This is a genomic window from Mucilaginibacter sp. P4_C11 (assembly GCF_056402115.1).
In genome coordinates this window covers 146,915-159,154 of the sequence record NZ_JBFUIA010000019.1, presented here as the reverse complement: position 1 = coordinate 159,154, position 12,240 = coordinate 146,915, and the positions used below count along the sequence as shown (strand labels likewise).

Annotated in this window: 8 protein-coding genes and 1 rRNA gene; all 9 read left to right on the top strand. The window is 39.7% G+C overall.

Going from position 1 to position 12,240, the window contains the following annotated elements; translation table 11 throughout:
- Positions 1 to 33 precede the first annotated feature (33 nt).
- The 9 genes from rrf to AC1DU2_RS18520 all read left to right on the top strand — a co-directional run bounded on the left by rrf (position 34) and on the right by AC1DU2_RS18520 (position 12,215).
- Positions 34 to 145 (top strand): 5S ribosomal RNA (gene rrf / locus AC1DU2_RS18560).
- A 250-nt stretch (positions 146 to 395) separates the two neighbouring features.
- Positions 396 to 1,811 (top strand): DUF3863 domain-containing protein, encoded by a 1,416-nt coding sequence (locus AC1DU2_RS18555; protein WP_477385905.1) that lies wholly within the window; start codon positions 396 to 398, stop codon positions 1,809 to 1,811.
- A 1,796-nt stretch (positions 1,812 to 3,607) separates the two neighbouring features.
- Positions 3,608 to 4,228, top strand: a complete 621-nt coding sequence (locus AC1DU2_RS18550) for an HIT family protein (protein WP_477385903.1) — start codon at positions 3,608 to 3,610, stop codon at positions 4,226 to 4,228.
- Positions 4,215 to 6,065, top strand: coding sequence for a 5'-methylthioadenosine/S-adenosylhomocysteine nucleosidase family protein (locus AC1DU2_RS18545; RefSeq protein WP_477385901.1), 1,851 nt, complete (start codon positions 4,215 to 4,217; stop codon positions 6,063 to 6,065). The genes AC1DU2_RS18550 and AC1DU2_RS18545 overlap by 14 nt, the downstream gene beginning before the upstream one ends.
- A 94-nt stretch (positions 6,066 to 6,159) precedes the next feature.
- Positions 6,160 to 7,047 carry a DNA adenine methylase gene (locus tag AC1DU2_RS18540; protein ID WP_477385899.1) on the top strand — a complete coding sequence of 296 codons (888 nt, stop codon included), beginning with the start codon at positions 6,160 to 6,162 and terminating at the stop codon, positions 7,045 to 7,047.
- Complete coding sequence (locus AC1DU2_RS18535; protein ID WP_477385897.1) at positions 7,031 to 8,200, top strand: metallophosphoesterase family protein; 1,170 nt, start codon at positions 7,031 to 7,033, stop codon at positions 8,198 to 8,200. Before AC1DU2_RS18540 ends, AC1DU2_RS18535 begins: the two co-directional genes overlap by 17 nt.
- Entirely contained in the window at positions 8,193 to 10,049 is a 1,857-nt protein-coding gene (locus tag AC1DU2_RS18530) for an ORC-CDC6 family AAA ATPase (protein WP_477385895.1), read from the top strand. The genes AC1DU2_RS18535 and AC1DU2_RS18530 overlap by 8 nt, the downstream gene beginning before the upstream one ends.
- 1 nt (position 10,050) lies before the next feature.
- The gene (locus AC1DU2_RS18525; RefSeq protein ID WP_477385893.1) at positions 10,051 to 10,986 is read left to right on the top strand and encodes a hypothetical protein; all 936 of its coding nucleotides are present in this window, start codon (positions 10,051 to 10,053) and stop codon (positions 10,984 to 10,986) included.
- A 620-nt stretch (positions 10,987 to 11,606) separates the two neighbouring features.
- Positions 11,607 to 12,215 carry a hypothetical protein gene (locus AC1DU2_RS18520; RefSeq protein ID WP_477385891.1) on the top strand — a complete coding sequence of 203 codons (609 nt, stop codon included), beginning with the start codon at positions 11,607 to 11,609 and terminating at the stop codon, positions 12,213 to 12,215.
- Positions 12,216 to 12,240 lie beyond the last annotated feature (25 nt).

Below are 12,240 nucleotides of genomic sequence, written 5' to 3'. Positions count from 1 at the left end.
CTTTCAGCCTTGAGCTTTCAGCTCAAAAGAAATTCAGGTGCCTATATCGGCGGTGTCTACCTCTTCCCATTCCGAACAGAGAAGTCAAGCCCGCCAGAGCCGATGGTACTGCGGTAAAACGTGGGAGAGTAGGTCGGTGCCAAATCTTATCCGCCTTAAAGGCTGAATCGTGAAACCCTTCATCATATTGATGAGGGGTTTTTGCGTTTAACACCAATTGGCATTGGGCATCCAGGTCCTATATTTAGGAAGTAAACCTTGCTTTGCTGAATTTAGCTTACAAAAGGTACACGTTTGTGGTAAAAAAGTCTTAGCTCTTGATTCTAACCTCTTGATTCTTCTTCAACCATTCCCCAATTCCGGTATATTTGGCTTCATAACATCAAACACATACCATGGATAGACGTGCTTTTGTCAAAACATCGGCCATTACTGGGGCCGGTTTAATTGCCGGTCCGCAGTTTTTAAAGGGTTTTGCTGCGCCTGTTAACAGCGCGGCTGCACCCTTAACTTTAAACGGCAACCGCTTTGTTACCTTTTGCATCATGATACGTACTACGCCATGGGAGGTATCCAGGGATGTAAAGCTGCACCCGCGCGATGAAGCCAACTGGCATACCCTGGCCGGCGTTAAGGCTATGCGTGAAGCTTTTGCCAAAAACAACCCCGACGGGCGGCTAACCTGGGGTTTTACCCTGAACGCGCTGGAAGATAAACGTAAAAACTATGCCGAAATTCGCGCTTATACCGTAGAGTGCCAGCAAAAATATGGCGACGAGGTATCTTATTTCCCCGGTTACTTCCCGGCCATGTACCTGCCCCGTGAAAGGATCAATAAAGAAATGACCGAGGCCATCCAGATCATTACCAATTTTGTAGGCAAGGGCTACCGGCCGCAGGCTATCATGGGCGGTTTTTTATCTGCCGATAATTTAAAATACCTGGCCGAGCAGGAAAATATCCACGCGGCGCACGCCGTTATCTGGAGCCAGTTTAATATTGATGGCGGGGGTGCCGACGGTTCGCCCTCGTACCCCTTTTATCCATCAACTGAACATTTTTGCAAGCCGGCGCAGGGCAGTACAGATTTTATTGATTGTGTAAACCTGGACGGCTGGACCATGGATTTTATTTGCGCCCGCCGCAGCGGGGCCATAGGCCAAAAGATTGACGGCTATAACAGCCGCCGTGGTGTAGGCCCGCTGGAAACGTATGTGGGCTGGGGATTAGATTTGGGGCACCGCGAAGTAATGCACACCCAGTCTATTCATTTTGATAAGGGCTTCGAGTTAAACAAATTTGGCTGGGTAACCAATATATGGGAGGCACAGCTGGTTTACGAGATGGGCAAAGATTTAATTTGCAACGCACTTGAAATGTGGGTAACCGATACCAAAAAACGCTGGCCCGATACCCATTTTGTAACCTTTGGCGAGTATGGCAACATCTGGCGAAACCAAAATAAAAATAACAACCAGCTAAACTACCGGTTTGAAGAACGCGGCTCGGGCCTGGGCGACTCCTACAACAACCTGGAAATTAAATGGTACATGAACAAGGAGTTCAGGCTGGCTACGCTGCGCGACTGGCACCTGAACACCGCACCCAAAGTAATCGACTTTACCCGCTACGATTTAAAGGCCACCGAACCTACCGACCCAAGCCCTGCACATCCCGTAAAAAACTGGAGCCTCATCAACGTAATAAACCAAAAAGATACCCGCCCGCAGGACGCGCCCAAACTGGTTAAAGAGCTTGATAAACCATCACAGGATTTAATAGCCAGGTATTATCCCGAGGTTATGGTTTAACCTGCTGCCGGCGCAGTCGTGTTACGCGTGTTATTTTCCAATTGCCAAATGGCAGCGGTGGCGGCATAGGTCGCCACCTCAATCAACGGCAACGCAGGGGAAAACGCATATAAGTTGGGTTAACATAACTTAACACATTTCGAAAATATTTTTTGTAAGTATTTGATAGTCAATGCTTTGTATTTTATCATGGTTAACATGATTTAGCGCAGGTGTGGGGTAAAGGTTTCAGCATTGGGTCACCTGTGCTATCGTCGGTATTTGTTTAAAGGAAGTCACAAGTGACCCTTAGGCAGGCCGCCGCACAACACTTGAGTTAAGGGGACCCCCTCAGGAGACACAAAAGCAGCGGCCCCGTGCGAACCCCTCTTGAGCGGGGCGGAGGGGTGTGTTAAGCCAATGAATTCGGATCCCGGATGTTCGGTTTCGGTTTTTTTATTTTCGGATTTCGGAATTTTGTCCCCTCGGGTTCTCTCAGCGAGGAACCTGAGGGACGATGCCCGTGGTATCCACATAACCTCATCGCCTGGCATGCGCCCTCAGGGACCTTTTCTGTTCCCTCGGGTTCTCTCAGCGAGGAACCTGAGGGACGATGCCCGTGGTATCCACATAACCTCATCGCCTGGCATGCGCCCTCAGGGTCCTTTTTCAAAGAGACCCTGAGGGGACAACGAATTCTTGATTCTAACCTCTTGACTCTTCCTATCCTCTCCAAAAAAAGTCTTGCTACCTGATACTTACTACTTGATACTAAAATGCCCCCTCCCCGCAAATCACCAAAAAAGTCTTAATTCTAACCTCTTAACTCTTCCTATCCCCTCCAAAAAAAGTCTTGCTACTTAATACTTACTACTTGATACTAAAAAGGGCGTTCCCTGCGGGCCGGGCTGTGCGCTCATACGCCTGCAGGCATTACGCTCACGGGCCTGTATCCGCTGCCATCCCTAACGCGAACGCCGGGAAACAAACCCAAGTACGGCACCTTTGGTATAAATGCTAAAACAGTTTAGCGCGAACATTAAAATGAGTAAAGGCGGAAGATGCTAATACGTTTTAGCGCAGGTGTTGAGCAAGGGCTTCAGCGTTGGCTCACCTGTGCTATGATCGGTATTTGTTTGACGGAACTCACAAGTGACCCTCACGCAGGCAGCCGCACAACACTTGCGCTAAAGGGGGGGGAAATGCTAATACGTTTTAGCACAGGTATTGATTAACATTTTGGGCGTTGACTCACCTGTGCTTTGATCGGTATTTGTTTGACGGAACTCACAAGTGACCCTCGCGCAGGCGGCCGCACAACACTTGCGCTAAGGGGGGTTAAGCCCAAAGATTCCGACCATTTTAGTATCAGCCTCTACGCGCCGCAGTCGTCCGCGCATGATTTTGATTTGACGCTTGCTTACAATGACAATAAACAGTTCCGGTTGCCGAATATCCACCTGGATTATTTTTTGTCTAGATTAGATACTGTAGGTTTCAAGAAAATACCAAAACCCCGGCAGTAGGTTTATAATCATAAAACAAAATGTATTCGTCTGCTGGCGCACGTGTGTAGCGGTTGTTGTTTTCCAACTACCGAACTGAAAAAGAGATACGATGTCGCGGTTGTTACCTGTCAACGGGGCACACGCGACACGCGTGCGCCAGCGGAGGGACATAACATTTGTGCTAAGGAGAGGCTGATTTAAATTATCGTCGATGTCAAAAGCTATTTAATCAACGAATTAACTACGTTAATCTCACTTGGTATTATTATTAATTTAAATTTGCGACTAACAACCAATAGAACACTTATTATGATCGACCCCGATTGCAGATTTTGTAACCCTCCCGACAAAAATCGCATATTATTTGAATCCGAAAATTTTTACATCATGCTTTCCTTGGGGCCAATTGTTGAAGGCTATTTATTGCTGGTGTCAAAACAGCATATCGAGTGCTGTGCAGGAATCTCTGAGGAAAATGCAGTTGAATTTGATACACTTTATAACTGGATAAAGGAGTTATTAAAAGAGACTTATGGCCAGTCCATTGCCTATGAACATGGCAGGGCTGGGTCTTGCTTGGTGGCTTCCAGTAGCAAGCATTGCTACCATGCTCATATGCATTTCGTTCCCGTCCATTTTGAAATGAATAACGTAGTGTCCGCTAAATATAACGGTACCGCCCTTGATGATTTAACAGATTTTAGAAAAACTTATCATGCTGGTCATAAATCTTATTTATTGGTGGACGACGGTCAAATCAAAATGTACCAGCCTAGTGGGGAAGTTCAACGGCAATATTTAAGGTCGGTTACCGCAGATCATATGCAAAACAGTTCATCTTGGGATTGGTTTACGTACCAAAATTGGCCCTTAATTAATTCAGGATTAGAAAGATTAAAACCAATTTTTGAGCAAGATGTCGTTAAGTAATAAGGAAAAACTAAGCCAAATAATTGATCAATCAGTTGATGAAGTTACTAATGATTATCACCCTATTAATAATGCTGGTGGCTGGCATCAATTTTTTAAAAGTCAAAAGGTTGGCGTAGTCGCAAGCGCTCAAGCTATTTTGTTGTTAAGTAATTACAATATTGATTTCCCGGAAACGGCAAACGCCTTTACTTTTTTAGCCCGGAAACAGCGATCATCAGATAACGGGTGGTCTTATATTACTAATCTCTCCGATCATTCAGTAACTGAAAGCACCTGCTGGGCCCTACAAGCATTAAATACTAGGCGAGAAAAGTACAATAAAAGAATAGATGCTGGAATAGAATGGTTAATAAATTCATTTTCAGAAAAGGCGGGTGGTTGGAACTGTTTGAATGACGCTACATTTAGGCTTTACTCCACTTGTATTGCATTAAAAACGTTGAAGCTCTTCAAAAGCGAGTCAAACCAATTTCGAACAGGCCTACAAACCGTAAAACGTGCGCAAAACCCAGATGGCGGCTGGGGAGATATATTTCATAGCAGCTCAACGTTAGTCCATACCGCTATTGCCATAAATACTCTGATTGACCTTGGAATGGGAGCTAACACAAGTCAAATAAAAAAAGGCGTTATTTTCATAGTAAAAGCTTTGCATACCGAAATTTTTGATAGGGATTTAGTGATGGGTTATGTCGAAATTATAGATCTTACATATAAGGTTAAAGAAAGAACAAAATCTCAGCGTATAACATTCTATCACATGCCTTTACCTTACGCTTTAGCAGCATTAATAAGGGTGAATTCGGAAGAAACAGAGCTCATATATCAAGGTATTTTATCTTTAATGGAAGGGAATGAATATGGGCACTGGCGCCATCCTTATTTGCCGAATCAAAACACAATATGGTCAGTTTTTGATGTATTATCCATGTTTAAGACTTTCAAAAATTCTTCATTTTATGAAAATTTTAACGAGGTAATATATAAACAGAAAAACTCGCCAAGGAAGAAATATGATGTAATCATTTTTACGGTGGTTCCAGTTGAATTTATCACCCTAAATAAAATTTTAAAATTTGCTCCCAAGGGGAAACGAGAAGATTTTTGTCTACGAGGCCTTTGGTATTATGAGTATTCATTTCTATTGGATAATGGCACTTCGCTAGCTTGTCTAATTACGATGATTGGAAGCGCGGGAGATGTAGACTGTTCAATGGCTTGTCACACAACGTTTAATGAATTTGATTGTGATTTGGCCGTGCTCTGTGGTATAGCCGCTGGAAATAAAGAAGATTTAAATAAATATGATGCAGTAATTGCGGAAGATATAGTGGCCTACGAGTTTCAAAGATTGGAAATAGATAATATTGTTATGAGGCCGAAACATTTTAATGTGACAACTCGAGTTGGGCAGATGAATAGAAAAATACCATTAAATTTAGAAGCTTGGAAAGCCGATTTTAAATCAAATATTGAAAATATAGGGTTAGATGTAAGTTCGACTGCTTTGCCAAAATTTTCCGTTGAAAATGCAAAACTCAAAACTGGTACTATCGCGTCAGGCGCCAAGTTAATTGCTGACGAAAAAACACTAAATAAATTAAAACAAAGTTTACCAAACGGCAAGGGAATTATTGCTGCCGAAATGGAGGGCAGCGGCTTTGCTCCCGCTTGCGCTGAATATAAAATTGATTGGGTGGTAATTAGGGGGATTTCAGATTATGGGGAGGGTGATAAAAATGATCCCAATAATAAGAAGTATCAATCGCTAGCTGCCGCCAGCGCAGTTTCCGCGATGACTTATTATTTAAGATGTATATATAGAAAGCTATAATGCAATGACTGGCTTTAATAAATATAGGTGTTACGTGCTTTAATTGGTAGTGATCAATTTAAAATTAAAATTTAGTACTTTACAGTCCTAATTATTGAAGTTATTTTTATCACTTACCCAAGAGCTGACAAGCAATTGGTTTGAATATTTTTATATGATAAAGACATTGCCTAAACCTTTTCTACGATGGGCTGGAAGTAAAAAGAAACTTTTGCCCGAATTGGAAAAGTATTTTAATGTTGGTTACAATAAGTATTTAGAGCCTTTTGTGGGTTCTGGGCAGTTGTTTTTTAGATTGCCATTAAAAGCTGCAGTGTTGAGCGATATAAATACTGATTTGATAACTACTTATTCTAATATTCGAAGCAACCCAAATGAAGTGTATGAACAGTTAACTAAGTTTCCTAAAGGGAAGGAATCTTATTATGAAATTCGTAATAAATATAACCAAAGCTCAGACAGTATCTATAATTCGGCTTTGTTTCTATATTTAAATACGTATTGTTTTAATGGATTATATCGAACTAATCTCGCTGGAAAATTTAACGTTCCGTATTCTGAAAGTAGTGGTAATTTAATTAATAGAGATTCATTGATTGAAATATCAAAATACTTGAAGAAAGCACAACTAGTTACCGGGGATTTCCAAAAAGTAGTACTTGACAATTGTAAAGCAAATGATTTCGTTTATTTGGACCCTCCTTACGCAATAAAAAATCGTAGAATATTTCATCAATATAGCCCAGATACTTTTGGCTTAAATGATATTGAACGATTAAAAGAGGTCATTAGTGAAATAGACAGAAGGCAAGCCAAATTTGTCTTAAGCTATGCATATTGTGAAGAATCTATGGAAATCAGTAAGCATTGGAATTATCGATTAGTTTCAACCGTAAGGAATATCTCAGGCTTTGCGCAACATCGTAAAATGGAGCAAGAAATTATTATCACAAACATTGAATCAATTGAGCCCAAATATTAGAATTGCCATTGTCAGCGACTTGCACTGCAAACATAGTTCATCTGAAGGAACTACTAAATCAACGCTATTATATTCCGATGACATCACTGGTACGGCAATGACCAATCCGATAAAGGCGTTAAAGGAATTGATTAAGGAAAAAGAAATTGAAACTGAAATTTTGTTGTGTCCCGGAGATATAGCTGATAAAGCCGATCCACAAGGTTTAACCTCGGGATGGGGTTACTTGGAAGCAATCCAAAGATCTTTAAACGCTAAATTACTCATAGCAACGATAGGTAATCACGATGTGAATGTTAAATGTGCGGCGGATCAAGATCCAAATGACGCGTTAAGAGTGTTGGATGCTAATTTTCCAGCTCCAAACTTGGATCTTAATTTATTATATTGGCAGTTTGGCTTTTGCATTTACGAGCATGGAAATTGTGCTATTTTTATTTTCAACAGCTGCTACTCCCATCATAATGCAGAAAGCGGTCGGAAATCTTTTATTGATCATGCTCACTTAGAAAACGTTGAGAAAGCACTGATAGTCATAAAAGACAAGAATTTCAATCATAAAATAGCGATGTGTCATCATCACCCTATCAACCACGGAAATCTTAATAATCCAGATGTTGATTTAATTAGTAATGGCGATGATTTAGTTGACTTACTGGAAAAATATGGGTTTCAAGTAGTAATCCACGGTCACAAACATGAACCTAGATTATCTTACAAAAATTCTGTTCCTGTTTTCTGTGCTGGCAGTTTATCTTCTACTCAAAACGTTAGTGATTTAAGAATTGAAAACACTTTCCATGTTATGGAACTACATGAGCTTGAAAACAAGGGTACGATAGAATCTTGGGTATTAATACCGAAAAAAGGATGGATAAAAAAGATGGATACCTTTTTTCCTTGTTATACTGGGTTCGGATTTCGTGGGAGTTTAGATGAACTAGCGGGGAGGTGTGCTAAATGGTTGATAGATAAGGGTGTGTCGATTACAGAGTTCAGGTTATTAAGAGAAGAATTTAAAGAAATTGATTTCCTAACACCCAACGATCAGCATCTATTTAACCAGGCGTTGTTAGCAAATAAGGTACAATTAACGCCTGAATTACCTAACCAACCAAAATATATTGGTTTAATTTATTCAAAAAATGACTAATCAAAATAGTTTTTTTGACTCCTTTAATGCGAGGTATTTAGATTTCGACCAAATAGCGAAGACATTTATCACGACAGATCAGTATACTGAATTATTAAAAAACAATCACTCATTATTAATGGGGCCGAGAGGAAGCGGAAAGACCACCTTGCTGAAAATGTTGACTCCTCCTGGTCACTTTTATCTCAACAAAAGCAATAAAAATAGTCCTCCCCCCCCATATATAGCTGTTTACATTCCTTCTGATGTTCAGTGGAAAAAGCAAATGGAACACTTTTATAATCAGGCAAATATTCCTCAACAAAAGAAAGAAGTGATATCCAGATTCTTGGTTACTACCAATATTTTATTGTGCTTAGTCAATGCTTTTAAATATGTAATTGAATTTGAATTTAAAACGAAATATGATATTCAAGATTGTCTTAATATGGAAGCTGATTTATGCAAGCTTTTAATTGATGATTTCGAAATTGATACGCCAATTAGTCCAAACTTAATGGCTATCCAAAAAATACTTGATAAACGAATTACCACGTGTAATAAATTGATTAATAAATTAAGATATAGTACGATAGAGCCTGAGTTGATTGATGAAATTCCTGAATATTATTTTAACGATTACTACAGTTTGTTGTCGAACGGTTGTACATCCTTTGAAATGACTTTTTGTAAAGGGACTCCAAGGAAATGGGCTCTTTGCTTTGATGAATTAGAAATAAGTCCGGAATGGTTACAATTTGAATTAATTGATAAATTGAGGTCTGTAGATCAGCGGTTTTATTTTAAACTTGTTACCAGCCCTATAATTTCTTTAGTAAACAAGATTGATGCTAATAATATTAACGCTGCGGAAAATGAAGATTACAAAGTTATTAGGACCTGGAATTATAACGATTCATGTACTTCTCGGTGGAACGAATTCTCCAAGAGGTTGACAATAAATAAATTACAGCAATCCTTCGACTTGAAGAATGATCCGGAGCAGATTTTTGGGGAATCGACATATGAAAGAAATTTGAAACTCTCCTTTCGTGTAGATGAGACTGTGAAATTTTCGACGAAATACGATAAAGGAGGATATTACTGGAATGTATTCAAAGAACTAGCTATAGTTGATCCAAGTTTTTTTAAGTTTCTGGTTAAAAAAGGTTTGTCTAGTATTAATCCTACACCAAAATCTAAAGATGAGAAGGATAAAATTTATAGGAAAATACTTCCAATCGTGGTGTTCAGATATCAATTTAATAAAAGTGAGGGCCGTAGATCTCGAAAAAATCCTGCGTTGTTTTATGGCGTTCCGTTTTTGTATGAAATATGCGACGGTAATCCAAGATTTCTCATGAATCTATTAGAGCAATTGATAACTCAGATAAAACTAACTGACAAGTTTGTAATTGATATAAATAAACAATCCTCAATTGTAACTCAGACATCTAATAAATATTTAGAGTTAATTAAAGCTCATCCTGATGCTAATAGAGAAATCTATAAAAATCATCTAATTAATTTGGGTGACATAATTGCCAAAATTGGTGCTTTTTTTAGAGATAGGCTTCTATATGGGGATTTTAGTATGGACCCTGTTGGAGCGTTTGTTGTGGATGAGAAAGTTTCGTTAAGCATAGTAAGTCTAATTGAGTTGGGTGTTCATTTAGGGGCACTTATTTATTTAGATCCTGATGAGGGTATAAGTAAAAATGGACTTATGGGGAAAAAGCTACGTCTCTGTTATTTACTTCACCCTATTTTTGATTTTCCCAAAAGGGAATATAATAGCGTAAATCTTTCCAGTATCTTATATAAAGGAAAAAGCAAACAAATTGATGCTCAATTAATATTTGAATTATAAAATGAAGATATATACGAAGCAACTCGGACAAGAAGTATTTAAAAATAACTTTGATTTGGCTGTCTTCACTTCAGGGTATGAACCAAGGTCAACCTATCTATTTTCAAAAGGTATCAAAGCTAATAAAGAAATAGTTTTAGGATTTGAAAGTTTCAATGACCACAACACGCGAAAATTGAACGACGCATTTTTCAAAAGTAAAAAAAAGGTAATTACGCAAGCCGATGGAAATAACCCAAAGGCGGTAAATGATATATTGGGCAATTTTTTAAAATCCGTTAATAAAGAATCAATCAGTATATTTATAGATTATTCGTCAATGACAAGGGTCTGGTATGCCGAGGTTTTATCGTTTTTTCGAAATCATAATTCTGAACACAAAAATGTTAAAATTACATTTGGTTACAGTTTTGCATCGTATCAACCTCCTGCTGAACATAGTTCACGAAATCTATACGTAAGCCCAATAGAAGGATTTTCATACTTTTCGGTACCGAATAAACCCACCGCATTAATTATAGGCCTTGGCTACGAGAAAAACAAGGCATTTGGTCTTACAGAATATTTTGATGCTGAAACTTTTCTATTCTACAACTTAGATTCTTCTGACAAACGTTTTGCAGCAGAAATAGAAAAGATAAATTTTGATTTAATTGAACAAACACCTGAGCAGAATATTTTTCAGTATCCAATAAATGATTTAGAATATACTGAACGACAACTTTTTTCTTTGTGTAGTTATCTCAAAGAGTCTTTCAGAGTAATTGTTGCCCCTTCTGGCCCAAAGCCATTTACACTTGTTAGTTTAGTTGTAGCTTTAAAAATGAATGAAGTGGATGTTTGGCGGATAAGTCAGGGAGACAGCCGTAATGCCGTTCAGTATAAAGCAAGTGGAAAAGTATCTTTGTATCACGTGATTTTTGATTATAGTGAGTAGTCTCTGTAGGGGATCAATTTTTCTCGTTATCAGGTATATAGTTACATACAGTTTATCGTCTCCCTTGTAGTCCGCATGCTAATCGCAACGCTCATTTGTAGCACAAATCAACAATTACCCCCGCAGCTCGCGTTAGTGATGGCAGTGGATACCGGCCCGCGCCTAATGCCTTGTGCGCGTATGAACGTACAGCACGGGCCGCAGGCAACGCCATTATTCATCATTCGTCATTCGTCATTGGTCATTAGTCATTGGTGGGAAGTTCATTGGTGGGATAGTCATTAGTCACTGGTCATTAGTCGTTGGTGGGAAGTTCATTAGTTCAAGGTTCATTGGTGGGTGGTGGAGTAGTTGGAGTTCATTGGTCACTGGTCATTAGTCATTGGTGGGATGGTTCATTAATTCAAGGTTCATTAGTTTGTTGGTAGTACAGTTTATAAGTAGTACGTTCATGAGGTGGTTGGTGGATTGGTAGGGGGCTCATGGGCATCACATCGGCGGTCGGCCTGGTGGTGTTGGTTTTTGTAAAAGGGATATTTATGGGCGAGGGCAAATAAATTGGTAACAATGGCGCGGTAAATGCATCATATACCCAATTTATAAACCGACACTTTGGGCAAATGATGAAGAAACATGCTGTTTTAATTGGTGTAGTAATTGGGCTGATTTTGATGGGGGTAGCCATTGGGCTTTACCCGGGCGGCACCATGTTTGATGAAACTACCGTGGGCTTTAGCTGGAGCCGGAATTTTATAAGTAACCTGTTTGGTGCCAGGGCCCTAAACGGTGCCCCAAACCCGGCCATGATTTGGGCATACGCGGGGATGCTGCTGTTCCCCTGTTGTTATGCGCTGTTTTTTGTGCGTATGGCCGGCAAAATACCTGTAAAAAATGCGGGCATTATACTCAAATACCTGGGGCTGGCTAACGTAGTTTTCACGTTTTTAACGGTAACCCGTTATCACGATTTGATGCTGATTATATCAACCAGTTTGTTTTGGACGGGCATAGTGATCATTACGGTGTATATCCTGAAAACAAGGCTGCGGCTGTTTAAGCTGCTTTGTATTGTTTGTTTGCTGCTTTTTTACTACGGCGTATACCTGTGGGCCACCAGCAACTGGGACCTGCTGCCCACGATACAAAAGGTAAACTTCGCCACGTCGACTCTGTTGATTTTAGGGCTGGAGTATTTTACCAAAGCGGAGGATTTCGCTGACGTTCATTAGTTCATTAGTCACTGGTCATTAGTCA